Here is a 24933-nt window from a genome sequence, read left to right as displayed (position 1 = left end):
TTCAAATGACAAATGACAAATGACAAATGACAAATGACAAATGACAAAAAAATGAAAGTGTTACAAATTGTTCCCTCAATTTCTCTAATTTACGGTGGCCCTAGTCAAATGGTACTTGGATTAGCTCCAGCGTTAGTAAAAGAGGGAGTGGAAGTTACAATTCTCACAACTGATAGTAATGGTGATAATGGTCAAACACCTCTGGATGTCCCTTTAAATCGCCCAATTAAACAAGATGGCTATGAAATAATTTACTTTCGTTGCGCGCCGTTTCGTCGCTACAAATTTTCCCTCGATTTATTAAACTGGCTAAAACGTCACGCTCATGAGTTTGACATAGCACATATTCACGCTCTATTCTCGCCAATAATTAGTGCTGCTGCTCTTGTGTGTCGTCAGCAAAAGCTACCTTATATTTTCCGTCCTTTGGGTACTCTCGATCCGGCTGATTTACAGAAGAAAAAGCAATTAAAACAGCTTTATGCCGCAATTATAGAACGTCAAAATTTAGCTAGTGCGGCAGCAATTCATTTTACCAGCGACCAAGAAGCTAAAATATCAGAACGATTTGGAGTATCTACGCCAGATTTGGTGATTCCCTTGGGTGTGATTCCCCGTCAATCTTCTATTCAAAATGTATATAGTCAGTTAGAAATACCAAAGGATGTACCATTGGTGCTGTTTATGTCACGAATTGACCCGAAAAAAGGGTTAAATTTGTTGATTCCGGCGCTAGAGAAGCTGTTAGCGGTTGGTTATAAATTTCATTTTGTCTTAGCTGGGACAAATCCTCAAGATCCAGATTACGAACAAAAGATAATATCCCAAATTCAAAATTCACCATTGCGATCGCACACTACAATTACAGGCTTTGTCTCTGGTGAACTCAAAGTTAGTTTACTACAATCTGCTGATTTATTTGTCTTACCTTCCTACTACGAAAATTTTGGGATTGCTGTAGCTGAAGCGATGGTTGCAGGTGTACCCGTAGTCATTTCTGACCAAGTGCATATTTGTCAACAGATACGTGATAGCGAGTCGGGTTGGGTAGGCGCAACAGATGTGCAAGCACTGGTAGGGTTACTACAAGAGGCTTTGGAAAATCCCGCAGAACGCCAACGACGGGGATTAAATGCCCAAAAATATGCATTGGAAAATTTTAGCTGGGATGCGATCGCAAAGCAAACAATCCAAGCCTACCAGACAATTCTGGCAAACAAATGAATTTAACCCAATGCAGATAACAAAAGTTTTTGCCAAATAGGTGCTAGAACTGCTTTGACAACAATATCCGCAATCACAAAATCAATCCTAATTAACTAGGACTTATCCATTGATAAGAAATTTTTACAGTATGAATTTTCAAATAACTCAGGTGATACCAAGTTTCACATCTCGCCCAAACCATAATTTGCAAAATTTGAATTCTCGCAAGTTAATAGAAAAGCTATTAGATATAGGATACAAACGCATATTGTTATCTGGGGCAATGTTGGATCAATTTAACGATGGCATATACCTATGGATAGATGATGATGTCGATATGTTGTTAGACTGTTACTTGTATCTAGAGCAAATTATCTTGCTAAAAAAGCCATATAAGCACTTCTCATCACTTGGTGATGGATTATTAACTATTAGTTCAGAATCTAATACGGAGATAACGAAAGTCATATTAGAGTATTGCCCAGGTTTAGATGTAACTAATTTAGTTACACATACTATAACTGTGGCTGCTGATGAATATGTGTGGTGGTGGAGAAGTATCGTTTATGAAATACTAAATCTTGTGTATTCTGGCAAACAAATAAATTTAACCCAATGCAGATAACAAAAGTTTTTGCCAAATAGGTGCTATAACCGCTTTGACAACGATATCCGCAATCACAAAACCAATCCCAATCAACATATAAGTTTTCGGAAAGGGAGACTTTGGAACTTCGCTTCTGATGCGAGTTATTAGATTTAATCCTAATGCAGCTAAAGCTACTCCAGTAGCGATAAACCCGATTATTCGCAAAATTGACCACGGATACCATCCTAAAATAGCTGCTAGCCAGGGTTTAGCACTAACTTTTACTAATTCTGCAACATAAAAATTCATGTAGTTCAGCATCCAAGTGCCGAATATCAATGCCGCACTGCTTAAGGTGACAACGCAGAGAAGACAAAAAATTCCGTAGTGCAATAAATGGTTTGGTAAAAATAAACGGATTGTTCCTTCTATACCTTCTCCCGTGCGAATCCAGTGGAACATCTCTGTAGTGTATGACTGTCCGCGGAGAATGACTTTTGCTGCTGTTTGTGGCGCGATTGTTGTTGCTATAATCACGGCAATACTCTGCAAAACTCCCCACAATAACATCCACCAAAAAGCACTTTTATATTCTTGACGACGTACTTTTAAAAAGAAAATGGGATAGGGGACAGCAGCACCTAAAATTGGCATCAACCAAGGAACTTCAAAAACAAAACTCGCAGTTGTGCTGAGGATAACACCAATCACTAAAAAGGTTAGTATCATCATAAGTTATTCAAAAATAAGAAATATTTTGTAGTCTTTATTCTCAATACTTGCGTTATAAAATTAATTTTTAACAGTTTATAAATTTTTTAAAATCTTGTATCTATGCTAAAAAAGTTTCTCGTAATTCTGCAATAATGTGGAAATATTGCAACTAAATAAGCCTAGACTACAATAGCTTGTGTCATCTATCGCCTTGATATTATGCAATCCTCTATGTAAAGAAAAATCTATAGGGAAGACATATTAATTAAATGCATATATATTAACTTTAGTCAATAGAATTATTGGCATTTGTCCGGGAAAAGGGTAAAGAAACTTAAAATCCTTTCCCTTTAACCTTTACCCTTTCCCCTAAGAGTGCAAAAATATATTTTTGCAAGAGGTCTAATAGTTTTTACCTCTCTTTCTTCCGTTATCCGAGAGCGCTGACAACCTAAAATTTTGTTTCAAACTGCTAAAGTCCGATTGGGAAATAGGGGTTTTATGTCATGATGGCATACTAGAATATATATGCCTTTCTAACTACAGGGAATCTCTCATGGCTCTCCGTCTAGGTGACACAGTACCCAACTTTACGCAAGCCTCAACACACGGCGACATCGATTTTTACCAATGGGCAGGTGACAGCTGGGTTGTGCTGTTCTCTCACCCTGCTGATTTTACACCTGTTTGTACAACAGAACTTGGCACAGTTGCCAAGCTCAAACCAGAATTTGATAAGCGCAATGTCAAAGCGATCGCACTCAGCGTTGATGACGTAGAATCCCATAAAGGCTGGGTGGGAGACATTGAAGAAACTCAAAGCACCACTCTGAACTACCCGATTTTGGCGGATGCAGATCGCAAGGTTGCCGATCTGTACGACATGATCCACCCCAATGCTAATGCGGCTGTGACAGTGCGATCGGTTTTCGTGATTGACCCCAATAAGAAACTCCGCCTGAGTTTCACCTATCCTCCCAGCACAGGACGCAATTTTGATGAACTTTTGCGGGTAATTGATTCTCTGCAATTGACTGATAATTACAGCGTGGCAACACCAGCTGACTGGAAAGATGGAGAGGATGTTGTAATTGTCCCTTCACTGAAAGATCCAGAAGTACTCAAACAGAAATTCCCCAAAGGTTATGAAGAAATCAAACCCTATCTGCGGATGACTCCTCAGCCTAACAAGTAAATCTGAAAATGATTTCTGATAAAAAGCAAGGGCGCAAAGATATAATTTTGCGTCTTTGTTTTTTGCGTGAGAATATAGTCAGTAGGCTAGGCATCCGAACCTGGAGGAAATCCCGATGTTCTCATCTCCTTTGGTTTTGCAAATTCCGTCATCAATGCAAATGACAGACGAACAATTTTTTGAATTCTGTCAGGTGAATCGTGACTTACGCATTGAGCGCAATAAATTTGGAGAATTGGTAATTATGCCTCCTACTGGTTCAGAGACAGGAAATCGAGAAGGTAACATATTTGGGCAATTGTGGGTTTGGTCAGAACAAGATGGTACAGGTATAACTTTTAGCTCTAGTACTGGGTTTAAGCTATCAACAGGTGCAGAACGCTCTCCAGATGCTTCCTGGATTAAACTAGAACGCTGGAATGCTCTGTCTCCAGAACAGCAGCGAAAGTTTGCTCCCATTTGTCCAGATTTTGTAGTCGAACTCAAATCTCCTAGCGACAACCTCCAGACTTTAAAGGAAAAAATGGAGGAATATATGAATGAGCCAGGAATACAGTTAGGTTGGTTGATTGACCGTAAGCAACGTCAAGTTTATATTTATCGTCCTGGATTGCCAGAAGAATGTTTAGATAATCCTGCTAGTGTAAGCGGCGAGTTGGTATTGCCTGGGTTTATTTTGAATATGAGTAAAATTTGGTGAGAAAATTTTATCGAACAGAATACATAATATTACTTGTTGTACCAAGCTTTTCGCCACTGTTGCATTTGTTTAATTTCTATATCTTGGGCTTTAACAATTTCTTGGGCTAATTTCTTGATTTCAGAACGTTTCGACTTACTTAAGGCATCTTGCGCCATTGTTACAGCCCCTTCGTGGTGAGGAATCATCGCATTGATAAAGCGCAGATCGAATTCCGCATCAGCTGCACCTAAATCTTGACTCATCATCATAGTTTTCATTTGGTCAGATGACATTTCCATCATGTGGCCCATTTGACTGTTGTAAGCCATTGGTTTATCTCCCGCTTTGGGATACCAAGTTTGTCGCCACTGCTTCATCTGAGTGATTTCTTGGTTTTGCGATTTGATGATATTGTCTGCTAGCTTTTTGATTTCAGGACGTTTTGATTTCTGTTGCGCAACATTCGCCATTTCCACAGCCCCTTGATGGTGCGGTATCATAGCGTCGATAAATCGTAAATCAAAATTAGCATCGGCTGGGCCTAAATCCATTCCCATACTGTGATTCATCATGCCACCACCGTGATTCATCATCTGCTTGTCATTAGCATTGCTGGTGGTTTCCTTTGGCGCTTGGCTTTGGTTCTGGGAAGCAGTATTGTTACAGCCTGTAATTAACCCACCAGTTGAAGCGATCGCAGCAAAAGTTAACGCTAAAAAGCCATTCCTTAAAAATAGCAGTTGCATAAATCTTACTTAACATATTTCTAATTTTAACGATCTAATAATCCAATGAAATTAAGATAAAATCTAAAGATTCCCGACAACTTATTTTTATAAAACCAGGGATTTTGTTTCTCATTGCACTGGTTGCTCATGCCTATACTCGGTACATAGGAGATTTATCGGGTTTACGAGCGATCGCTAATGTCTGAACCTGCTACTGTAAAATCGATTACTGACGGTATTTCAGAAAACTAAGTTATTTTGAACAAGAACGTTTACGTGCCGAAGAGGCAGAAGAACGCGCTAAACGAGCAGAGCAAGAAATTGCTCGACTGCGGGAGGCTTTACGTATACAGGGCATCGACCTAGAGAATATTATGATGACACGAGGAAATTAATTAAATACATTTTCAAGTTAAAATCTAGTTATCAATGTGTAAAAAAGTGTAATCTTCTGAAAGTAGGGCATCGTTTGCAAGCAACAGAAATTAAGGATCGGTTAAAGTCCCTTATCGAGCAAGCCTCCTCGATAGATCATAATCTAGCGAGAAGATTAGAAGAAATCAATCGTTGGGTAAAAGACATCAAGCCAGGTTCTCTGACTGCAAAACCCTTTGTAATTGCCTTTCTGCTAGAGGTGATTACAGATTCTACAATTTGGCTGATGATTAAATCCTTACCTTCAGAAGAAGAACAAAAAGCAAAGTTCGAGCTGATGACGCCGATTGAGAGATATTGGTATGGTTATCTCTTTCCCAGATGGTTCAATGCAAGTGACTCCAAGTTTTATATTTGGAAACAAAAATTGATGGCAGGCGAGTTTAATCAAGTCGATAATGATATCATTAGATCGATAGCTCAAGATATTGTTCAGCGAGAAGGTAGTTTTTGGCAGCGTTATATAGCCGACCTTTCTATGGCAACAGATTTAATTGTTAGTCGTAACAATCAACCACTGTGCATTCAAGTTACCAGTGTTAGTGAAGAACTCAATCATCAAAAGTACGAAGCTTGGCAAAATACACTGCGATCGTGGGAAATCGAGAGGGGGCTGTTCTTAAGTTACAATCCCAAAGATGCTAATTTTGTCAACCAGTTAGTCAACGTGGCCCTGTATAACAGTGATTACCTTTCTGGTGGCAAATATTTAAAATTTTCGTGATTTTTCAGGAATTTCATATTTCAGATTTGTGTCTAGCCTATATACTTACGTGCTAATTACAGCTTTTATGCCTAATAAAAGAGAAACTCACTGCAACAATCAAGTAGATACATTTGCTGAGGCTTTAGCGACGGCGCGACAAATGCAGCAAAACTGGCTAACTTATGGGGTTGATTTTGTGAATATTTACGTTGAAGATGTGGAGGGAGACTGGCTAGAAACGTGGGGACATGATGAAATATTAGGTAATTTTCAATTAGATACTATCAAAGAATTTCTGGTAAGTAATGATAGTGTAGCTGTGAAAGTAAGAGAGAATTTAGGAGAGCGATCGCTATTTGATTTTGCCGTAAACTTAGATGAATCTTGGAGAATTTCTGAAGTAGATGACAGGCTATCTGCTGTGATAAACTTGTTAGCTGGTGAAGAAAATAGTATTGATACAGATTTAGCAAATAGTCTGCTGGTAAAGTTGGCAGAGATTTTGTGAAATTTGGAATTAAATTGTAGTAAATTGCTTCCAGATGCTATTTACATCTGTCCTATTTAAATCCTCAATATAGATTTGGGATAAAAATCTTACGTAGAGGCGAGGTAGGATAAGCAAAGGCTGGGGCGGCTCATAATTATAAATATCGAAGCATTTGTGATAAATATTCAAATGTTTCTTATCAATGTTCACGCAATTGTGACTAACATTCAAACATTGATAAAAAACGTTTAAGCATTTGTGGTAAACATTCAAATATTGCTTATCAATGTTGAAACAATTGTGACTAACATTTAAGCATTTATTACGAACATTCAAATGTTGCTTATCAATGTTGAAACAATTGTAACTAATGTTGAAAGTTTTCCCTGACAGCATACCTTCAACTTTCACCAGAGAAACTGGATTAGCCTCTATCTATCTGGAATCTAAACATCTGTTATTGTATCCATCAGTGAAGATGTCGCCAGATAAGGTAGGATAATTTGGAACCAATTACAGCTAGTGCGATCGCAACTCTCGCTTTTACCAAAGCATGTGAGAAAACTATCGAGAAATTCACTGAAGCAGCCCTTGTTAAAATGGACGATCTGCGAATTTCCCCTTCTGCAACACTTATACTACCTACTATATGGTTTAAGTTAGTGCTATTCAGGTAAGAGGCTAGTACCAAATCGGATGTTCTTACTACTGGTAAAACCATTTGAGTGAGAATCTGCTTAACTTAATATAACTGGGGTTTAGTGAATGGTGCAAACAATCTTAATTTTGGCAGCAAATCCTCAAGGCACAAAACCGTTGCGTTTGGATGAGGAAGCGCGTGAAATTGATGCTGGATTGCAGCGAGCCAAACAGCGCAATCAGTTTGTTTTAGAACAGAAGTGGGCAGTCCGACCGAGGGATATCCAGCGAGCAATGCTGGATATCAATCCACAAATTGTTCATTTTTCTGGGCATGGAACAGGAGATGAAGGTCTGGTATTTGAAAACGAAACAGGGGGAGCAAAGCTAGTTGATGGAGAAGCTCTAGCGGGATTGTTTGAGCTATTTGCAGAGCAGATTGAATGTGTTGTTCTTAATGGCTGTTACTCAGAGGTACAGGCAAACGCGATCGCTCAACACATTAACTATGTGATTGGTATGAGCAAGGCAATCGGAGATAGAGCAGCAATTGAATTTGCTGTGGGCTTTTACGATGCTCTAGGAGTAGGAAAGCCTGTTGAATTTGCCTACAAATTTGGTTGTGCTGCAATTCGGTTGGCAGGTATTTCAGAGCAACTAACCCCAGTTCTTAAGAAGAAGTCTTTTCATGGGTCTAAAGACCAACCTCTAGTCCACAATGAACCAGCGTCTGAGTTAGATCAGGAACTAAACGACTCTGACAGAGAAGTACTTACAGAACTCTTAATACGTAGTGGACGTGCAGAATATTCGGCACGAAAAGCTCTTTGTCTAAAAATTGGAATTGAACCAAATCAACTTGGATTTTTAAGGCAATCCACCGATGCTGACTTTGCCTTAGAGCTAATTAGCTACTTGCATAGTATAGGTAACAAACAAGCACTTTGTAAAATCTGCTCCGAACTTGAAGGTGTGTTAAAAGGAGGGAAGTACTCAGCTGACTTGGACAATATTAAATCAAAAATAAATTGTCATAATTTGAAAGGTTAAAAGTATGTTTGACCAAAACCTTTTAGATGAATCTGATATAGATACATTAATAGACCTTCTGCTTCGTAGCCAACAATCAAGAGCACGAGAAGCACTATGTCTTAGCATTGGAATTGACCCCAAGCGACTTTCGTTTATTAGAGGTTCTTCTGATTCTGACTTTTTTCTACTACTTATTAGGTATTTGAATCAAATAGGCGATCAAAAAGCTCTATGTAAGGTTTGTTGTAAAGAACTAGTTCCTATTTTTCATCAAGGAATATATGGTTTTTTTTTAAATGAAATTGCCGAAAAACTCAACTGTAGTCAGGAATTTAGACAGAATTATCCAAATAATAAACAGCAAACTGTTCCATTATCTAGTTCTGCACCTCAAACAATTTCAAGTCAAACGGCTCAACAACATCTCGAAGCACAATCACTTGGTAGAAAAGATGAAATTATTATTGATCTCATCAACAAACTATTTGATGCTTTATGTAGTCCTAATGTTGAGGTAGGAATTCAGAAGTTTCAGGCTATTGCTCATAAGTCCTTATTTCCAAATGGACAGATCGATCCAGCTTTTCGTAAAAACAATTTTAGTGTGGCATTTAGAAGAGAAAACTTATATAAACGTCCTATTGAAATTATTGACAGTCGGAGTACAGAACGTACAAGACTCGGTTTAAGAGGAGCAGATAAGGAAGATGGCAAAGAAGAAATATATGCAATTGCTCGTAATGACAACTTGAAAGGGCTGTATCATGTTCGTATCTTTTTTCCTGCCGATAGTAGAGCCGCTAAAATATCAAGTTTAAGCTTGTGATATAGTCAACCTTCATTTAATAAAAATTCGTTATGAAATGTCCTCAATGTCAAACTGAAAACCGAGCTAATTCACGATTTTGTATCAATTGTGGCAGTTCTCTAAATGTTAATGTCTCTTTAGATGACGGAAGTCGTGGTCATAGACCTCCATCTACTGCTAAAAGGTATCCACAAGGTAAAGATCCAATCCTTGCTGCTATTTTGTCTTTCATACTTCCAGGAATTGCAATAGGGCAGTTCTACAATGGTGATGTGAAGAAAGGCTTAGTAATGCTAGTCGGAGCTATCATTTTAGGTTCCACAGATTTCAAAATTATGGGTATTGCTATTTGGGTATGGTCGGTTATAGATGCTTATCAAGTTGCAAAAGGTAATCGCAATTTATGGAACTAGTAAGAATAGAGGGACTTAATCCTCGTGAGTATGAGCATCCTTCAGATAGAAACGCACTTGACGTTCTAGAAAAAACACCAGGTTTGGATCTCTTAGTTAGAAAGTTTTTTGACTTGAGTATTGAAAAGTTTCTGAGACTTGAATTTATCGGTAGCAATCTCAAGGTTACTCCTGGCAGTCTCCCTGATATTTACGAAATTTTGGAGGAGGCTTGTGAGATTCTAAATTTGAAGACAACACCAGAGATATATGTAAGACCAGACGATTATTTCCGACAATTGGAAGTTTCAACCAACAATCTTCAAGGTTTAACAGTAGGGGTGGAAAAGCCGCTCGTTGTTATTAGTACTGCGTGCATAGAAAACTTTTCCAGGTCTGAATTATTGTTTGTTTTGGGTTGCGAGGTTGGTAGGCTTAAGAGCCAGCATGTTCTTTACGAAAATATCGCTTGGCTCTTCCCTCTTATAGGCAGTGTCATGGGATCAATACCTGGATTGGGAGCAATAACAAACACCTTTACTGTCACAGTGTATTTGGCACTGATACGGTGGTTGAGAATGGCAGACTATACCGCTGATCGAGCGGGGTTATTAGCATGTCAAAATATAAATTCTGCAATGACCGCACTGGCAAAAATTGCAGGACTACCTAAGAAATATTTTGATTCGTTCAATATTGATGATTTTGTGACACAAGCAAGAGAGTTTGAGGGATTTGCAGACACTAGGTACAACAAAGTTATTCAGCTATTAAGCTTATCACTTAGAGATCAAGCTTTTACAGTTGCACGAACAAATGAACTTCTAAAGTGGATTGACTCTGGGAATTACCAAGCAGTTCTAGAACGCAAAACCAAAATACAGCTAGCTCCATCACCTAGCTTCTGTCGTCATTGTGGGGCTAAACTTGAATTTTCACACACTTTTTGTCCAAGCTGTGGAGAGAAAGTTTCTTCCTAAGTGGAATGGCACTAAGTTAAACCATATAGCAAATAGTATAAATGCTTTGTAAGTATAAAATCATACTATAATATACAAATAAGAAAGGCGATCGCACTAAACTAGATGTTAAAACTTTGGGTGTATTGACTTATACGCAAATTACCCCACTCATAGGGCGATCGCACACATTCAACCCTCTTCAAAATGCACCCCAACCACGTTAAGCTGAATTAGAGTGGCAATTTATTGCGCTTTTAATATGCAAATCTCTGTTCTTGTCAAATTTTAATTTTTTTCTGCTTGAGAAACCCGGAATGCTAGACCGAATTTTTGATTACCTCGACTTTCATTTCACCATTGAAGCCCCTATAGTTCTGCTGATCCTGGTGCTTTTAGAGGCGCTGTTATCTGCTGACAATGCCATCGCTCTGGCTGCGATCGCTAGGGGGCTGGAAGACGAAGAACTTGAGCGTAAAGGACTCAACTTTGGTTTAGTCGTTGCTTATGTGCTGCGAATCACCCTGATTCTCACTGCTACTTGGGTACAACAATTCTGGCAATTTGAATTATTGGGCGCTGCTTATCTGCTGTGGTTGGTATTCCAACACTTTACCTCACAAGAAGCCAACGACGACCGCCATCACGGGCCGCGTTTTAATTCATTGTTGCAAGCCATACCCGTGATTGCATTTACAGATTTGGCATTTTCTTTGGATAGCGTGACAACTGCGATCGCAGTTTCTCAAGAAAAATGGCTAGTGCTAACGGGTGCAACAATTGGTATTATTACGCTGCGATTCATGGCGGGATTGTTTATCCGTTGGCTAGACGAATATGAAAACCTAGAAGACGCAGGCTATGTAACTGTCGCCTTGGTAGGCTTGCGCCTGTTGTTGAAAGTGGTGAACGATAGTTTAGTTCCACCAGAATGGATCATGATTGCTGCTATCTTCCTAATTTTAGGCTGGGGATTTTCCAAGCGTGTTGACACTGAACTGCCCCAAGTAGAACCGGAAAAGAGCGAAGTCTCTAAGTAAAAAGAGGGGACAAGGGGACAAGGGGAGCAGGGGAGCAGGTGAGCAGGTGAGCAGGGGAGCAGGGGAGCAGAGGAGAAGTTACAGTAAGTTTTTCCCCTCTGCCCCCCATCGCCTCTGCCTGTTTTCAATGCCCCATGCCCCATGCCCCATTCCCTACTGTCTTACTCGTGCAACCAAGGCGTTAAGTGTGGTTGCCAGCTGACTAATTCTTCATCCTTAAACCATAGGGCTATTTCCCGTTGCGCGGTTTCTTGAGCATCAGAACCGTGGATTAAGTTGCGACCAATATTCAGACCAAAATCGCCCCGAATCGTTCCCGGCTCTGCTGTTAAAGGGTTCGTCGCACCAATAATCTTTCTAGCAGATGCAACGACACCATCACCTTCCCATACCATTGCTACCACTGGGCTAGAAGTGATAAATTCGACTAGACCAGCAAAAAAGGGACGTTCCCGGTGAACATCATAGTGTTGTTCAGCCAATTCCCGACTGACTTTTAGTAACTTTAAACCAACTAGGGTAAAACCTTTAGTTTCAAAGCGACGGATAATTTCCCCCACTAGTCCCCGCTGGACGCCATCAGGCTTAATTGCTAAAAATGTGCGCTCCATTGCTATCTCCCAAAGCTTAATAAAGTTTTTATCTAGTCAACTGTCCTTTGTCCTTCGTCCTTTGTCCTTCGTCCTTTGTCGTCCTCTGTCTTGAGTACAAGGGTTTTGCACTAATGACCAATGACCAATGACTAATGACTAATGACTAATGACATACGACTCTTGACCAATCAGAGTTTATCTCAGAAATTATCCTTGGGTGCATATACGTTCCTAAATGAATGCGCTAAATTGTTAACTCATGGGTGAAAAACAGAGGTTAGGAAGAAATGGGTGTTGAGTCAACTGCTACATCTGACGAGGTGGTACAAGTACCGTCCAATGGACAAAAATCTGAAGTGAAAAATCATAAACAAAAAAAACTGTTACCACCGAGTCCTACTACCACAGGAGATTTACCTCGCTCCTGGAAAATTGAGGATAGCGAAGCTTTGTACCGCATTGAAGGATGGGGACAACCTTATTTTTCCATTAGCGCTGCTGGTCACGTTACCGTGTCACCCAAGGGCGATCGCGGGGGATCTCTTGACTTGTTTGAATTGGTCAACTCCATGAAACAGCGCAACTTGGGACTTCCCATGTTGATTCGCTTTTCCGATATTTTGGAAGACCGGATTGAGCGGTTGAATGCTTGTTTTGCCAAAGCGATCGCTCGCTACAATTACCCTGGTGTTTATCGTGGTGTATTTCCCGTTAAATGCAATCAAGAACGGCATTTGATTGAGGATTTAGTCAAATTTGGCAAACCCCATCAATTTGGTTTAGAAGCCGGTTCCAAGCCAGAATTAATGATTGCTCTAGCTGTGTTGGATACACCAGGAGCATTGTTAGTTTGCAACGGCTACAAAGACCGAGAATACATCGAAACGGCAATGTTAGCCCAAAGACTAGGGCAAACACCAATCATCGTCTTAGAACAGATTGAAGAAGTTGATTTGGTAATTGATGCCAATCGCCAGTTAGGTATTAAACCGATATTAGGTGTTCGTGCTAAACTCAGTACCCAAGGTATGGGACGTTGGGGAACCTCTAGTGGCGATCGCGCTAAATTTGGTTTGACAATGCCTGAAGTCATCGAGGCTGTTGACAAATTACGCGAAGCTAACCTGCTCGATTCTTTGCAGTTGATGCACTTCCATATCGGCTCACAAATCTCTGCCATTAATGTAATTAAAGATGCTATCCAAGAAGCCAGCCGCATTTATGTGGAATTGGCAATGCTGGGGGCGGATATGAAATACCTTGATGTTGGTGGTGGCTTGGGCGTAGATTATGATGGCTCTCAAACTAACTTCTATGCATCGAAAAATTACAACATGCAGAACTATGCCAATGACATCGTGGCAGAGTTAAAAGATACCTGTGCAGAGCGGCAGATTCCCGTACCAACACTGATTAGTGAAAGTGGACGAGCGATCGCTTCCCATCAGTCGGTGCTGATTTTTGATGTTCTTAGTACTAGTGATGTCCCTCTCGACAACCCAGAACCTCCACAAGAGGGAGAATCCCCGATTATTAATTATCTTTGGGAAACTTACCAATCCATTAACAAAGAGAATTATCAGGAGTTCTACCACGACGCTACACAATTCAAAGAAGAAGCCATCAGCCGCTTCAACTTAGGAATTTTACGCCTCAGAGAACGAGCTAAAGCCGAACGTCTCTACTGGGCTTGTTGTCAAAAAATTCTTACCATCACTAGACAGGAAGAATACGTACCCGATGAACTAGAAGACCTAGAGAAAATCATGGCTTCCATCTACTACGTGAATATGTCAGTGTTCCAATCGGCACCAGATTGCTGGGCGATCGACCAACTATTCCCGATCATGCCAATCCACCGCTTAGATGAAGAACCAACACGGCGGGGAATTTTAGCAGACCTCACCTGCGACAGTGATGGTAAAATCGACCGCTTTATTGACCTGCGCGATGTCAAGTCGGTTTTAGAATTGCACACCTACAAGCCCGGAGAACCCTATTATTTGGGAATGTTCTTGAATGGAGCTTACCAGGAAATCATGGGCAATTTGCACAACTTGTTTGGCGATACCAACGCCGTTCACATCCAATTAACGCCCAAAGGCTACCAAATTGAACACGTTGTCAAAGGTGACACGATGAGCGAAGTAGTAAGCTACGTCCAGTATGACTCCGAAGATATGGTGGAAAACATTCGCCAGCGCTGCGAGAAAGCATTAGAAGAAAAGCGCATCACCCTAGCAGAATCTCAACGACTACTGCAAACCTACGAGCAGAGTCTTAGAAGATATACGTACTTAAATAGTTAGGAGTTAGGAGTGAAGAGTTAGGAATAAAGTTAAAAGTTAGAAGTGAAGAGTTAGGAATAAAGTTAAAAGTTAGAAGTGAAGAGGGAAATATGAAATAATAACTCCAAACTCCAAACTCCTAACTCTTAACTCCAAACTCCAAACTCCAAACTCCAAACTCCTAACTCCAAACTCCTAACTCCAAACTCCTAACTTTAATTTGTATTTGTCCCCAACAATTCCTCTATCGCTTGTCGCTCAACAGGGGTATGTGATGGCGGTGTCTGACGGGCATCGGTAATCAGCCAGTCTAAAGCAGCAGCTTGAACATCGATCGCAGCGCCAGTTTTATCTACGCAATAACGTCCAAATACCAGCTTATCGACTAACCGGACTCCAGGGCCCAAGCGCGACCATTCAAAAATGACGCTGTTTTCCACTGTTGCGCCACTACATATCCAACAATTGGGGCCAATCATGGCTGGGCCGACAATTTTAGCTCCGTCTTCGATTCTTGTCATCCCACCAATGTAAACTGGGCCTGTGATATCCACTTTGTCCCAATTTACGGCGACATTTAAGCCAGTGTAAATACCAGGGGCGACTTCATGACCAGGAATTTGTACATTTTTGATTTCACCCAGCAGCACACCACGAATCGCCCGCCAATAGTCTGGAACTTTACCAATATCTACCCATTCAAAGTCCATAGGAATGGCGTAAAAGGGGGCTTTGATTTCTACCAATTTGGGAAACAATTGGCTACCAATGTCATATTCAACATCAGAGGGAATATAGTTAAAAACCTCTGGCTCAAAAATGTAAATACCTGTGTTGATGTTGGTGCTGAGGGCTTCTTCAGTTGAAGGTTTTTCTTGGAAAGCTTTGACACGACCTTCTTCGTCAGTCACAACCACACCATAGCTAGAAACTTCTTCTTTGGGGACAGATTTAGTGATAATGGTAGCGATCGACCCTTTAGCTCTATGCCATTTAACCGCCGCAGTTAAATCCAAGTCAATTAAAGCATCACCACATAAAACTACAAAGGTATCATCAAAAAAGGGTGAGAAATCTTGGATGCGTCGCATCCCTCCAGCTGAACCTATCGCTTCGCCCACCAATTTACCGTCGTCATCAATTTTTCCTTCAAAGGAATAGGCAATTTGCACTCCAAACCGCTGACCATCACGGAAATAGTTTTCTATTTCCTCAGCCAAATGACTAACATTAACTAGAATCTGGTCAAATCCATGATGGCGTAACAGTTCTAGTAAAAACTCCATCACTGGCTTTTGCAGGATGGGCATCATCGGCTTGGGCATAGTGTACGTAATCGGACGCACGCGAGTACCCTTGCCAGCCGCGAGAATCATCGCTTTCATAAAAATTTATTCCTCAACCACAAGCCAGTTTACTTTCATCGAGTGATACTTTATCATCAGTTTTTATTTCTGCTCTAAGTCATCCCCCAGAATAGGGATAACAGGAATTTAGTGGTTATTACAACCATTGATATACTTAGATGACAAGCGATCGCTTATCTTTTCAATTTACTCGGATTTTGCGGCTGAATCAAAAATCTATGACAAAGGAAGCAGCTATGCTGGAGGCAGGAGGAAAACCCATAAATAAATTCCTATTTTTCTAACCAGGAAGTCTTAAATCTTGATGCCCGCACTTTTGATTTAAATTGTTTTGTCTCTTCATGCATAAATATAGGGCGCTGTTATCCGTGACAAAGCGAAAAGTCGGATCGTCGGTTCCGGCGCTCTGTAGCAACACAAGAGCGTCACTTTTCACCAAAAAGCAACAATACAGCAGTTTACAAGTAGATGAGGTCTAAAATGCAGGACTTACGCATCACATATAAACAGTTTCTATCTCTGCCTCCTGCCTCCTGCCTCCACTTTTGACTTTCTTAGTTCATCGGGTTCTCAAAAGGTTTGCCGATATTAGCTGAATCTCTAATTAAGCGAATTTTAATTTCATGATAAAAATCCTCTTGAAATAGCTCTACCTTCGATTGAGCCGAGAGTAATAGTAGTGCCCAGAAAACGCTAACTAGGTTACTGTGTTTAGACTCGTGTCCAGACCCATTTTGGTTAAGAAGCTTTGTCTTAGTCCACAACTCTACAAGTTGTTCTAAATTCAACCAAGTTTGTTCTAAACTTAGCTCTTTTGCAGACAAATTCAACACCTGCTCCAGTTCCTTAGCGACTTCTGTCAGATTTTCTTGGTGAGCTAACTCCAGCGCCTCTCGCATACTTTGAACGCTAGGTTGACGCCTGGGACGGATAGGTTTGCTGACTTTTTCTACCAGTTTTAGTTGGTTAGCCATAATCTGCAATTGCTCGATTAACTCTTGCAGAGTTACCCGACGCTTTGGTGGTGGCATTGCCGCTGGACGACGACGCAATTGCCGTTCTAAGGGTAGACGATGACCCTGATGTAATACACCGTCCTCACCTTCCAGTAAGGCATCATCTTCTACACCATCTTGCGCATCTCCTACTGTTGACAATTGCATCAAGGTATTTGCCTTGAATAATACCAGCATTGATGCTGATAAAAATGCCTGTCCAGATTGAGACAAGTCCGCTTCATAGCCTCTTGTTATTGCCCCCGGTGCCATCAGTTCTAAATAGCGGTCAATCACCTCGATCACTTGGACATCCCAAGGATCAATTTCCCCCTGCTCGGCTTGGTAAATCAAAAATGTGATTGTTTCTAACAGCTCGGAAGCTTCCATCAACAGGTTCTAAGTTAATTAATGAGAATCAAAAGAATGTAAATTCAAGAAATTAATTGACTATTGGCAAAGCGTATACTCTATACATTCGCTTGCGCTTCTTTTTTCAGAAATTGCCTGCTGGCAATATCCTCTAAAATTTGTAATCGATCACCATTGTGAATTGTGAGATTAGATTGTGCAACTTTTGACCTTGGGCATTCGGCATTGGGCATGGGGCATTGGGCATGGGGCATTGAGAAGAGACAAGGTAGACAAGGAAGAGGGGGGAGATAAGAAAAAGACTTGTTCAATAATTCCCCCTTGTCCCCTTGTCCCCTTGTCCCCCCTGCCCCCCTGCCCCCTTAATCAGGAGGCGAATCATGGGCAATAGTGACAGTTGAGACAAAATCACTCGGCTTGCCGCTTTTAATAGCATCGAAAGTGCCCTTAATAGTACCAGCAATTGGAACAGCAACAATTGTCCCTAACAAGCCAGCAATCTCAAATCCCATCAAAATAGCTACAAAAATCCAAATGGGATTGAGTCCGATAAAATTACCGAGTATCCTGGGAGCTAACAAGTTATCTTTAAGCTGCTGCATGAGAATTGCCGCGATCGCAACTTGAACTGCTAACCACCAATTTTGCAGTAGTACTAAAATTATCACCAGACCAATACCGAGAGACGCCCCAATAAAGGGAATGAGTTCTGAAATACCGATTAAAATGGCAAACAACAGGGCAAAAGGCACCTTTATGACTAAGAAAATTGGTGTCAAGGTTAGCACCATGAACAATCCTAGTAACAGCTGGCCGAGGAAGAAGTTCTGAAAGTTTAAGCGCAAGGATGTGGTGAGGGGATCTCCAATGTTAGAGGGTAAAAGATTGATCAGACCATACCAGACGCGATCGCCATATAAAAGCATATAAAATGCAAGCACAATGACTAACACTAAGTCAACTAATCCAGAAAGTAGTGTTCCAGCAAATCCTACTGCACCAGAAGCTAGCTGTTGCACTACATTTTGAATGTTGGCATTGATTTGACTACTCACAACCCTCAGATCGATTGGCAAACGTCGTTGCTTTGCCAACATCTCAAACTGCTCTAGGTTTGCTTGACTGGCGGTTAACCAATCAGGGATCTTATTTAACAGTTGGATTGTTTGATCGACGATCAACGGTACTAGGGTAACGCCCAAAATCCCAAGCAGGGTTAATGTTGCCAGTAAAACTACGATCACCGCCTGAGTGCGGGTGATCTGAGCACGTTCAAAGAACTTAACCGGGTAATTGAGCAGAAAAGCCAGAATCGCCGCAATGCTCAAGACAGTAATGGGATGCTGGAAATAGCGAAAAAGTACAGACAGCAACCAGATATTGAGAGCGATAATCGGACCGCTCAGACCATAAATTAACAAGCGTTGAAGGGAGGCTGAACGGCGCATCTGACGCAACCTATTTTAAATATTCCTTGAGAGAATTTGTAAAATTCTTGATGGCACTGATTATCATCATAGATATTTTTAACAAAGATATATATAAGCGTATCTGATAGCAAGGAAACAAATCACAATGGACAAAACTGTAGCTGGCCTTCGCAAAGACTACACCTTGGAAGGCTTGAGCGAACTCGAAGTAGAACTCAATCCTTTTATCCAATTTAAAAAATGGTTCGATCAGGCTCTAGCAGCACAACTCCCTGAACCTAATGCCATGACCATTGCCACAGCCACACCAGACGGTAAGCCTTCAGCCAGAATGGTGCTGCTTAAGGATTTTGATGAACGGGGCTTTACCTTCTTTACTAACTACAACAGTCACAAAGGACAAGAATTAGCAGAAAACCCCCAGGCGGCTTTAGTCTTTTGGTGGGCAGAACTGGAACGTCAAGTCCGAATTTCGGGGTATGTGGAGAAAGTTTCCGAAACTGAGTCTGACCAATATTTTCACAGTCGCCCAGCTAACAGTCGCTTGGGTGCATGGGTATCTAATCAAAGCGAGGTCATAGAAAGTCGAGAAGTCTTAGAGCGACGCTTGCAGGAATTCCAAAGCAAATATGAAAATCAAGAGATTTTTCGACCGTCTCATTGGGGAGGCTTACGAGTTATCCCTACAGAAATTGAGTTTTGGCAAGGACGCCCTAGCCGTCTGCACGATCGCTTGCTCTATAGCCGTTTAGATAATGGCACTTGGAAGATTGAGCGATTGTCACCGTGAAGGGGAGGCAGGGGGCAGAGGGGACAAAGGGACAAGGGGGACAAGGGGACAAGGGGGACAAGGGGGAATTATTGAACAAGTCTTTTTCTTATCTCCCCCCTCTTCCTTGTCTACCTTGTCTCTTCTCAATGCCCAATGCCCAATGCCCCATGCCCAATGCCCAATGCCTAATGCCCAATGCCTAATGCCCAATGCCCAATGCCCAATGCCCCGTATCACATTACCACTGAGGAATCAAATCTTTAATTGCTGCCCGTGCTTGTGATAGAGATTGGGTACGGGCATCACCTTCATTCAGGCTATTAGCGTTAATAAATTGAATGTCTGTAAGCCCAATAAAGCCGAAAATCGTCCGCAGGTAGGGTTCTTGGAAGTCGTAGGCAACGGCTGGGGAGGTGGCGCTAAAGTCACCGCCACGAGCTGTAATGATAACTGCCTTTTTACCTTCGACTAACCCTCTAAAACCTTGAGCATCTAAGGCAACAGTCCGGTTAATGCGAACGATTTGGTCGATGTAAGCCTTAAAGGTGGAAGGTATATTGAAGTTATACATTGGCACTCCAAAGACGTAGCGATCGGCTGCCAAAAACTCATCAACCAGTTCGTCAGAAATCCTAATTGCCTCAGTTAATTCTGGAGTATGGGTTTCTGGTGGTGAAAATGCCGCCGCAATCCAAGCTTCATCAACGTGAGGAACTGGGTGATGCCCTAAATCTCGATAGGCGATCGCATCTTCAGGATGCGCTGCTTTCCAAGCACTGACGAATTCCTTAGATAATTCTCTGGAGTGCGATCGTTCACCACGGGGGCTGGAATCAATATGTAGAATGTTTACCACCAAATATCTCCTGATTAACTAGGATTTCTGCTTTTACTTTTTTTAAATCTTTATTTCAAAGCATTACATCAGATACTAAAAGTAACTAGTTACTAAAGTAAAGTAGTTACTATAAAGTAACTATTGGATAATTTTGGCTAACTTATCGATGTCTGCTTCTACAAATCCTGATGCTTGCCCAATCAGTATTTTGATGTCCTTATTATCGGGCCCCTGGACAATGTACATACTATGGGTGTTGTGTAATCGCGGGCCTACTCGTTTTGGTGCATTGAAGCGCCAAGTAGAAGGCATATCAACCAAAATGCTGACAGAAAGACTGAGGATGCTTGAGGCAGCAGAAATTATTTATCGCCAGTATGAACCAACTATCCCACCTCAAGTCACTTACGGTCTTACAGAACGCGGACAGGAACTCATTGAAATCCTTCATCAACTCAATGGACTTGCTGAACGTTGGTATGGCAGCGAACAACGAGAACATAGCAATAGTAATGTTTAAGCTTAAATTACACAAGTTTTATCTTAAACCTAAGTATTTTTAGGACTATTGTCTAAGATATTTTAATTGTGGGCTTTAAGACAGTTCCATCCACACCGAAAGATCCTCCATACCAAATAGAGGAAGTTTTTGAATACCAGCTTTTTCAAGACTATTGTCTTGTGTACTTCCGCGCCAGATTACGCAGAGTACAAAGTCCACGATCGCTCCCTCATGACGCAGCGCTTCGGTACTTTTTACAACTTGACCACCTGTTGTAATCACGTCTTCAATGATACACAATTTTTTTCCTTGGATATCAATTCCTTCTGCTAGCTTCTCAGTACCATATTCTTTTTTTGTCTTCCGAACAAAGACAACTGGTAATTCAACTTCTAATGAAATTGCTGTTGCTAAAGGAACTCCCCCTAATTCTAGTCCTGCTAAAATTTCTGTTCCTGGTGGAATCTTTTTTACCATTTCTTTAGCTAACTGCTTCAGTAACAAAGGATTAGATTCAAACTGATATTTATCAAAGTAATGGTCAGATATCTGACCAGAACGTAACCGAAACTCGCCTTTCAAATAGGAACCACGGACAATTTCTTTGGCTAATTCGCTATAACTCATTTTTACAAAAAGCTGGGGAAAAGGTAAAAAAGCCGATGGAAAATGCATCGGCTTCGCTAACAATATTTAACAGATAAATAGTCTACTGTTCCTGGATTGCTGCTACTTTGGGAGGAAACTGAATTCTCGGATCTGGCATGAAATTATATCTCAAGTACAATCCTCCTGAGACAAACAGGATAATTAACAACCCACCTATACCAAGGGGGCTAGGAAGCCAGAAAACAGCTTCTATGTGGTTTAGCTCACCAGGCTGGAGTTTCCACACTAATTGATTGCCATTTTTTTCTGGCTCAATTGCAGTTTCAGTTAGTCGAATATTTTTGGCTCCCCAAGGAGTCTTTAAACTAAATTCCAAATCGAGAATTGAACCAGCATTTGCTAGAACGTTACCTTTGCTAGCGATTAGAGAGAGCGATCGCAAATCCAAATCATAAATCAACCGATTTCGGACTAAAAGTAAAAAATTATTCTCCTCCAAGAGGACGTTTGATTCAATTTTCGGCAGTCCTGAGTCAGATTCGCTCTGTACAGACTCAGAGGGTTGATTCGCATGGGAGTTAAAGAATTCGTTGAACTTCTCTTGCAATTCCCTACCACTGCTAAAAGGAATTGTGACGATGATTTCTTCTGGGGAAACTCGCTGTGCTTTACCCTCAAGTTGACGGGCGCGGCGTTCTATGCTCTTTAACCACTCATACACCGAATCGCCGCTAAAACTGGTTAGCCGTTCTCCCAACTTAATATGCTGTACTAGTTCGCCACTATTTGAGTTGTCAAAGTTAAGCCCCACATCGTACTTTACACAGCCAGTCAGTAGGAGAGATGTTAACAGCACTAGCCAAAGAATAGGATTTCGGATGGGAAAGACGCGGTTTATTCGATTTCGGCCATTCACTCGTGAGGGCAATTTCATATTTGCCAACACAAAATTAAACGATCTGACTAACCACAAGAAAATCTTTCCGAAAATTGAAGAATTCATAACTATAAATCTCCCCCAAAGTCAACAGATTTTGGATTTTAAATTTTGGATTTTGGATTGACCCCACCGATAAGCGGATAAAGCTCAAAAATTTTAAATTTTGGATTTTGCTTCATGCCTCAACCCTTCTGGGTGAAGCATAAACCATAAGAATCTAAAATCCAAAATCGTTCGACTGAGTGAAGCCGAAGTCCAAAATCCAAAATTATTATCAGCCAGGAGTTCCGGAAAAATTCAACCAAACCAAGTACGAGATGGTTAAACCAATGGCAATTAGCGCCACCCAGATAAAGCGATTATCTCTGGTATTGACCTGACTGAGGTCAACGAATTCTGGCTCGGCAGGTTTTGGCTTTTGCTCCCCAGAAGATTTTGGAGACTTAGCAGGTACAGAAATTTTGAGTTCATTATCGCCTAGTGTGCCCAAATCGGGGATTTCGGTCATCCATTCGCTGGGTCTTTTCAGCTTTGGTGCTTTTAATATATAAAGCATCCGCCGCGCTTGTTTGCCAATTTCAAAATGAGCATGGCGTTTGAGTCTTTCGCAAAGAGCGATCGCATCATCCGTGCGTCCAGCCGCTTCATAAGCTGTCACTAGATGAATTTCTACTTCGCCCCCAAGACGAGAATTACGAGCTAATAAAGCGCTGGCCTTTTCTAAATTTTCTACGGCTTCACGGTATTGCCCATTCTCAAAGGCAACTTTCCCAGCCTGGTAGCGGGTTTTAGCAATTTCTAGACTTTCTGTACTCACGTCTTATACAAAAATTAGCACTATTTTCATTTTGCCAATGCCAGCAATCTTTTTGGAATCTTTTCAAAAGCTGGCAATCTGAAGCAGATAAACTTCTAAAATTTTAAGTAAGTAGCTGCAACTATTTTCTGATTAAAAATTCTGGTATCAAATGCAGGTGAGCAAAATTATGTTGAAAATCAAGCATTCGCAACTGAATTGGCTCTTAGCAGGTATGACTTTAGCAGTGATGGGTGTAAGCATTGCTCCAGCATCCGCCCAGCGCGCGTTCGGGATTGATGGTGGTTATGGAGTCAGGCGATCGCATTCTACCCAGCGCGTGTTCGTAAATGATGGTGGTTATGGAGTCAGGCAATCGTCGCCTTCTGTGGGTTCCTTTATTTATGGTAGTCCGATTCCCATGCCTATGCCTGTAGACCCAACAACAGGACTAATGCCACAACGTAATCATTACCGCGATTATTCCTATCCCCAGTTCAGGCAAAATATTAGAAATTTCACGCCGATCAATCCAACAATTCGAGACTCAACTCTAGTTAATCCAGTAATTATCAATAATTCATGGCCTCGTACACCATTTAGCGGTGGGCGATCGCGGGTTATTATTACCTATCCCCGGTAGAGTAGGGAGATGAGGGGATAATAAGAACTCTTTACTCCTCACTCCTCACTTCTCACTCAGCACTCTAATAGGTAAACTGCGAACCGAGAATCATTGTCCCAATCCCAACGTCAGTAAAGATTTCTAGTAACAGGGCGTGGGGAATGCGACCATCGATGATGTGTGCGGCACGGACTCCTTGAGCAAGCGATCGCACACAGCAATTCACTTTGGGAATCATCCCACCGCTAACTATACCATCAGCAATCAACTCGCGGGCTTCACGAATATCTACTTTCGGAATCAAAGTAGATTGGTCTTTGTAATCTTTTAAAATTCCACTGGTGTCGGTCAGTAAAATTAACTTTTCTGCACCTAATGCAGCAGCGATTTCCCCGGCTACGGTATCGGCGTTAATGTTATAAGCTTGTCCCGTTTCATCTGCGGCGACGCTAGACACTACTGGAATATAGCCATTGCTAGCGAGGGTTTCCAAAATCTTGATATTTACATTGCTGACTTCCCCCACAAAGCCGATGCCTTCTTCACCTTGAGAACGGGCTGTAAATAGATTACCGTCTTTACCGCAAAGTCCTACAGCCAATCCACCAGCTTGGTTAATCAGGGAGACAATTTCTTTATTAACTCGACCAACTAAAACCATTTCCACCACATCCATTGTGGCGGCATCAGTGACTCGCAGACCATTCTTAAATTGTGGTTCGATGCCCAGCTTATCTAACCAACTGTTAATTTCTGGGCCACCGCCGTGGACTACAATCGGACGCAAGCCCACGCAGGACAAGAATACAATGTCGCGGATAACTTTGTCTTTGAGTGTGCTATCTTTCATCGCTGCGCCACCATATTTGACAACAACAGTGCGACCGGCAAATTGTTGAATATAAGGTAGTGCTTCGCTGAGTACACGTACACGAGTGGCTTCAGCTTGCCTGATGTATTCAGAATCGTTGACCGTCATGAGGAGCCTAACAGAGAGAGTTAAAACCTATGCAGTCAGTGTAGAAGACTTTGTACCTTGTAACAATATCTCATAGCTGCCAAGAGCAAAATAAGCTTTTTGGGTTCTATCGATCCCTTTATGGAGATTTAACACTAAAATGCCAGGATAGTAGGCAGCGTCACCCACAACTTAAGCGCAGGTTTTTGGGGTTGCGTAGACGCTTTGCGGCT

General features: G+C 41.4%; 27 protein-coding genes. 15 read left to right on the top strand and 12 right to left on the bottom strand.

Annotated features, from left to right (window positions below; translation table 11 throughout):
- Positions 1 to 51: 51 nt before the first annotated feature.
- Together hpsP and RMZ42_RS07285 are read left to right on the top strand one after the other, a co-directional pair.
- Positions 52 to 1224: a hormogonium polysaccharide biosynthesis glycosyltransferase HpsP gene (hpsP, locus tag RMZ42_RS07290; protein ID WP_322670841.1), complete on the top strand. Its 1173-nt coding sequence runs from the start codon at positions 52 to 54 to the stop codon at positions 1222 to 1224.
- Positions 1225 to 1354: 130 nt separating this feature from the next.
- Positions 1355 to 1831: a hypothetical protein gene (locus tag RMZ42_RS07285; protein ID WP_322670780.1), complete on the top strand. Its 477-nt coding sequence runs from the start codon at positions 1355 to 1357 to the stop codon at positions 1829 to 1831.
- Here the strand turns inward: RMZ42_RS07285 and RMZ42_RS07280 are convergent.
- Positions 1814 to 2527, bottom strand: coding sequence for a hypothetical protein (locus RMZ42_RS07280; protein ID WP_322670779.1), 714 nt, complete (start codon positions 2525 to 2527; stop codon positions 1814 to 1816). The genes RMZ42_RS07285 and RMZ42_RS07280 overlap by 18 nt on opposite strands.
- Positions 2528 to 3065: 538 nt before the next feature.
- Between RMZ42_RS07280 and RMZ42_RS07275 the strand changes: the two genes are divergently transcribed.
- Both RMZ42_RS07275 and RMZ42_RS07270 read left to right on the top strand, forming a co-directional pair.
- A complete protein-coding gene (locus RMZ42_RS07275) occupies positions 3066 to 3704 on the top strand; it encodes a peroxiredoxin (protein WP_094348143.1) in 639 nt (212 codons plus the stop codon).
- 115 nt (positions 3705 to 3819) lie between these two features.
- On the top strand, positions 3820 to 4404 hold the full coding sequence (locus RMZ42_RS07270) for a Uma2 family endonuclease (RefSeq protein WP_322670778.1): 585 nt from the start codon (positions 3820 to 3822) through the stop codon (positions 4402 to 4404).
- A gap of 29 nt (positions 4405 to 4433) precedes the next feature.
- On the opposite strand, the gene RMZ42_RS07265 is transcribed toward RMZ42_RS07270, so the two are convergent.
- Complete coding sequence (locus RMZ42_RS07265; RefSeq protein ID WP_322670777.1) at positions 4434 to 5132, bottom strand: DUF305 domain-containing protein; 699 nt, start codon at positions 5130 to 5132, stop codon at positions 4434 to 4436.
- 451 nt (positions 5133 to 5583) lie between these two features.
- Between RMZ42_RS07265 and RMZ42_RS07260 the strand changes: the two genes are divergently transcribed.
- Positions 5584 to 6273: a hypothetical protein gene (locus RMZ42_RS07260; RefSeq protein WP_322670776.1), complete on the top strand. Its 690-nt coding sequence runs from the start codon at positions 5584 to 5586 to the stop codon at positions 6271 to 6273.
- A 67-nt stretch (positions 6274 to 6340) separates the two neighbouring features.
- A complete protein-coding gene (locus RMZ42_RS07255; protein ID WP_322670775.1) occupies positions 6341 to 6763 on the top strand; it encodes a hypothetical protein in 423 nt (140 codons plus the stop codon).
- Between the two features lie 451 nt (positions 6764 to 7214).
- Here the strand turns inward: RMZ42_RS07255 and RMZ42_RS07250 are convergent, their stop codons facing one another.
- A complete protein-coding gene (locus tag RMZ42_RS07250) occupies positions 7215 to 7466 on the bottom strand; it encodes a hypothetical protein (protein WP_322670774.1) in 252 nt (83 codons plus the stop codon).
- A 44-nt stretch (positions 7467 to 7510) separates the two neighbouring features.
- Here RMZ42_RS07250 and RMZ42_RS07245 point away from each other — a divergent pair, with 44 nt between their 5' ends.
- The 5 genes from RMZ42_RS07245 to RMZ42_RS07225 all read left to right on the top strand — a co-directional run bounded on the left by RMZ42_RS07245 (position 7511) and on the right by RMZ42_RS07225 (position 11615).
- Positions 7511 to 8434: a CHAT domain-containing protein gene (locus tag RMZ42_RS07245; protein WP_322670773.1), complete on the top strand. Its 924-nt coding sequence runs from the start codon at positions 7511 to 7513 to the stop codon at positions 8432 to 8434.
- Between the two features lie 4 nt (positions 8435 to 8438).
- Positions 8439 to 9242 carry a hypothetical protein gene (locus tag RMZ42_RS07240; protein ID WP_322670772.1) on the top strand — a complete coding sequence of 268 codons (804 nt, stop codon included), beginning with the start codon at positions 8439 to 8441 and terminating at the stop codon, positions 9240 to 9242.
- Positions 9243 to 9274: 32 nt separating this feature from the next.
- Positions 9275 to 9637 (top strand): zinc-ribbon domain-containing protein, encoded by a 363-nt coding sequence (locus tag RMZ42_RS07235; protein WP_322670771.1) that lies wholly within the window; start codon positions 9275 to 9277, stop codon positions 9635 to 9637.
- The gene (locus RMZ42_RS07230; protein ID WP_322670770.1) at positions 9628 to 10596 is read left to right on the top strand and encodes a M48 family metallopeptidase; all 969 of its coding nucleotides are present in this window, start codon (positions 9628 to 9630) and stop codon (positions 10594 to 10596) included. The genes RMZ42_RS07235 and RMZ42_RS07230 overlap by 10 nt, the downstream gene beginning before the upstream one ends.
- Positions 10597 to 10892: 296 nt before the next feature.
- On the top strand, positions 10893 to 11615 hold the full coding sequence (locus RMZ42_RS07225) for a TerC family protein (RefSeq protein ID WP_322670769.1): 723 nt from the start codon (positions 10893 to 10895) through the stop codon (positions 11613 to 11615).
- Between the two features lie 161 nt (positions 11616 to 11776).
- Here the strand turns inward: RMZ42_RS07225 and ndk are convergent, their stop codons facing one another.
- Positions 11777 to 12226: a nucleoside-diphosphate kinase gene (ndk, locus tag RMZ42_RS07220; protein WP_322670768.1), complete on the bottom strand. Its 450-nt coding sequence runs from the start codon at positions 12224 to 12226 to the stop codon at positions 11777 to 11779.
- A 269-nt stretch (positions 12227 to 12495) separates the two neighbouring features.
- Between ndk and speA the strand changes: the two genes are divergently transcribed.
- Positions 12496 to 14517 carry a biosynthetic arginine decarboxylase gene (speA, locus tag RMZ42_RS07215; protein ID WP_322670767.1) on the top strand — a complete coding sequence of 674 codons (2022 nt, stop codon included), beginning with the start codon at positions 12496 to 12498 and terminating at the stop codon, positions 14515 to 14517.
- Positions 14518 to 14711: 194 nt separating this feature from the next.
- Here the strand turns inward: speA and RMZ42_RS07210 are convergent, their stop codons facing one another.
- The 3 genes from RMZ42_RS07210 to RMZ42_RS07200 form a co-directional block, all read right to left on the bottom strand.
- Complete coding sequence (locus RMZ42_RS07210) at positions 14712 to 15881, bottom strand: NDP-sugar synthase (RefSeq protein ID WP_322670766.1); 1170 nt, start codon at positions 15879 to 15881, stop codon at positions 14712 to 14714.
- 536 nt (positions 15882 to 16417) lie between these two features.
- Positions 16418 to 17248, bottom strand: coding sequence for a ScpA family protein (locus tag RMZ42_RS07205; RefSeq protein ID WP_322670765.1), 831 nt, complete (start codon positions 17246 to 17248; stop codon positions 16418 to 16420).
- 344 nt (positions 17249 to 17592) lie between these two features.
- On the bottom strand, positions 17593 to 18678 hold the full coding sequence (locus RMZ42_RS07200; RefSeq protein ID WP_322670764.1) for an AI-2E family transporter: 1086 nt from the start codon (positions 18676 to 18678) through the stop codon (positions 17593 to 17595).
- Between the two features lie 127 nt (positions 18679 to 18805).
- Here RMZ42_RS07200 and pdxH point away from each other — a divergent pair, with 127 nt between their 5' ends.
- The gene (gene pdxH / locus RMZ42_RS07195; RefSeq protein WP_322670763.1) at positions 18806 to 19450 is read left to right on the top strand and encodes a pyridoxamine 5'-phosphate oxidase; all 645 of its coding nucleotides are present in this window, start codon (positions 18806 to 18808) and stop codon (positions 19448 to 19450) included.
- Positions 19451 to 19670: 220 nt separating this feature from the next.
- On the opposite strand, the gene RMZ42_RS07190 is transcribed toward pdxH, so the two are convergent.
- On the bottom strand, positions 19671 to 20288 hold the full coding sequence (locus tag RMZ42_RS07190) for an FMN-dependent NADH-azoreductase (RefSeq protein WP_322670762.1): 618 nt from the start codon (positions 20286 to 20288) through the stop codon (positions 19671 to 19673).
- Between the two features lie 148 nt (positions 20289 to 20436).
- Between RMZ42_RS07190 and RMZ42_RS07185 the strand changes: the two genes are divergently transcribed.
- On the top strand, positions 20437 to 20790 hold the full coding sequence (locus tag RMZ42_RS07185; RefSeq protein ID WP_322670761.1) for a helix-turn-helix domain-containing protein: 354 nt from the start codon (positions 20437 to 20439) through the stop codon (positions 20788 to 20790).
- A 75-nt stretch (positions 20791 to 20865) separates the two neighbouring features.
- On the opposite strand, the gene pyrE is transcribed toward RMZ42_RS07185, so the two are convergent.
- From pyrE to RMZ42_RS07170, 3 genes are all read right to left on the bottom strand, one after another.
- The gene (pyrE, locus tag RMZ42_RS07180; protein WP_322670760.1) at positions 20866 to 21399 is read right to left on the bottom strand and encodes an orotate phosphoribosyltransferase; all 534 of its coding nucleotides are present in this window, start codon (positions 21397 to 21399) and stop codon (positions 20866 to 20868) included.
- An 82-nt stretch (positions 21400 to 21481) separates the two neighbouring features.
- Positions 21482 to 22384 (bottom strand): DUF3153 domain-containing protein, encoded by a 903-nt coding sequence (locus tag RMZ42_RS07175; RefSeq protein ID WP_322670759.1) that lies wholly within the window; start codon positions 22382 to 22384, stop codon positions 21482 to 21484.
- Positions 22385 to 22595: 211 nt separating this feature from the next.
- On the bottom strand, positions 22596 to 23138 hold the full coding sequence (locus RMZ42_RS07170) for a tetratricopeptide repeat protein (RefSeq protein ID WP_322670758.1): 543 nt from the start codon (positions 23136 to 23138) through the stop codon (positions 22596 to 22598).
- Positions 23139 to 23307: 169 nt separating this feature from the next.
- On the opposite strand from RMZ42_RS07170, the gene RMZ42_RS07165 reads away from it, so the two are divergent.
- On the top strand, positions 23308 to 23760 hold the full coding sequence (locus RMZ42_RS07165) for a hypothetical protein (protein ID WP_322670757.1): 453 nt from the start codon (positions 23308 to 23310) through the stop codon (positions 23758 to 23760).
- Between the two features lie 64 nt (positions 23761 to 23824).
- Here the strand turns inward: RMZ42_RS07165 and argB are convergent, their stop codons facing one another.
- The gene (gene argB, locus RMZ42_RS07160) at positions 23825 to 24721 is read right to left on the bottom strand and encodes an acetylglutamate kinase (protein ID WP_322670756.1); all 897 of its coding nucleotides are present in this window, start codon (positions 24719 to 24721) and stop codon (positions 23825 to 23827) included.
- Positions 24722 to 24933: the final 212 nt, after the last annotated feature.

The sequence above is a fragment of the Nostoc sp. DedQUE05 genome, assembly GCF_034530955.1.
GTDB lineage: Bacteria > Cyanobacteriota > Cyanobacteriia > Cyanobacteriales > Nostocaceae > Nostoc.
Note: the sequence above shows the minus strand (reverse complement) of the source record. Positions and strands in the feature narration are given on the sequence as shown.

Excerpts from the sequence above, each read along its gene's own strand:
- ndk (WP_322670768.1), bottom strand. The coding sequence starts at position 12,226 with ATGGAGCGCACATTTTTAGCAATTAAGCCTGATGGCGTCCAGCGGGGA.
- RMZ42_RS07235 (WP_322670771.1), top strand. The coding sequence starts at position 9,275 with ATGAAATGTCCTCAATGTCAAACTGAAAACCGAGCTAATTCACGATTT.
- pdxH (WP_322670763.1), top strand. The coding sequence starts at position 18,806 with ATGGACAAAACTGTAGCTGGCCTTCGCAAAGACTACACCTTGGAAGGC.
- RMZ42_RS07245 (WP_322670773.1), top strand. The coding sequence starts at position 7,511 with ATGGTGCAAACAATCTTAATTTTGGCAGCAAATCCTCAAGGCACAAAA.
- RMZ42_RS07275 (WP_094348143.1), top strand. The coding sequence starts at position 3,066 with ATGGCTCTCCGTCTAGGTGACACAGTACCCAACTTTACGCAAGCCTCA.
- RMZ42_RS07205 (WP_322670765.1), bottom strand. The coding sequence starts at position 17,248 with ATGGAAGCTTCCGAGCTGTTAGAAACAATCACATTTTTGATTTACCAA.
- pyrE (WP_322670760.1), bottom strand. The coding sequence starts at position 21,399 with ATGAGTTATAGCGAATTAGCCAAAGAAATTGTCCGTGGTTCCTATTTG.
- RMZ42_RS07270 (WP_322670778.1), top strand. The coding sequence starts at position 3,820 with ATGTTCTCATCTCCTTTGGTTTTGCAAATTCCGTCATCAATGCAAATG.
- RMZ42_RS07240 (WP_322670772.1), top strand. The coding sequence starts at position 8,439 with ATGTTTGACCAAAACCTTTTAGATGAATCTGATATAGATACATTAATA.
- RMZ42_RS07165 (WP_322670757.1), top strand. The coding sequence starts at position 23,308 with ATGTTGAAAATCAAGCATTCGCAACTGAATTGGCTCTTAGCAGGTATG.
- RMZ42_RS07255 (WP_322670775.1), top strand. The coding sequence starts at position 6,341 with ATGCCTAATAAAAGAGAAACTCACTGCAACAATCAAGTAGATACATTT.
- RMZ42_RS07280 (WP_322670779.1), bottom strand. The coding sequence starts at position 2,527 with ATGATGATACTAACCTTTTTAGTGATTGGTGTTATCCTCAGCACAACT.
- RMZ42_RS07200 (WP_322670764.1), bottom strand. The coding sequence starts at position 18,678 with ATGCGCCGTTCAGCCTCCCTTCAACGCTTGTTAATTTATGGTCTGAGC.
- hpsP (WP_322670841.1), top strand. The coding sequence starts at position 52 with ATGAAAGTGTTACAAATTGTTCCCTCAATTTCTCTAATTTACGGTGGC.
- RMZ42_RS07230 (WP_322670770.1), top strand. The coding sequence starts at position 9,628 with ATGGAACTAGTAAGAATAGAGGGACTTAATCCTCGTGAGTATGAGCAT.
- RMZ42_RS07225 (WP_322670769.1), top strand. The coding sequence starts at position 10,893 with ATGCTAGACCGAATTTTTGATTACCTCGACTTTCATTTCACCATTGAA.
- RMZ42_RS07210 (WP_322670766.1), bottom strand. The coding sequence starts at position 15,881 with ATGAAAGCGATGATTCTCGCGGCTGGCAAGGGTACTCGCGTGCGTCCG.
- RMZ42_RS07185 (WP_322670761.1), top strand. The coding sequence starts at position 20,437 with ATGTCTGCTTCTACAAATCCTGATGCTTGCCCAATCAGTATTTTGATG.
- RMZ42_RS07175 (WP_322670759.1), bottom strand. The coding sequence starts at position 22,384 with ATGAATTCTTCAATTTTCGGAAAGATTTTCTTGTGGTTAGTCAGATCG.
- RMZ42_RS07285 (WP_322670780.1), top strand. The coding sequence starts at position 1,355 with ATGAATTTTCAAATAACTCAGGTGATACCAAGTTTCACATCTCGCCCA.
- argB (WP_322670756.1), bottom strand. The coding sequence starts at position 24,721 with ATGACGGTCAACGATTCTGAATACATCAGGCAAGCTGAAGCCACTCGT.
- RMZ42_RS07265 (WP_322670777.1), bottom strand. The coding sequence starts at position 5,132 with ATGCAACTGCTATTTTTAAGGAATGGCTTTTTAGCGTTAACTTTTGCT.
- speA (WP_322670767.1), top strand. The coding sequence starts at position 12,496 with ATGGGTGTTGAGTCAACTGCTACATCTGACGAGGTGGTACAAGTACCG.
- RMZ42_RS07250 (WP_322670774.1), bottom strand. The coding sequence starts at position 7,466 with ATGGTTTTACCAGTAGTAAGAACATCCGATTTGGTACTAGCCTCTTAC.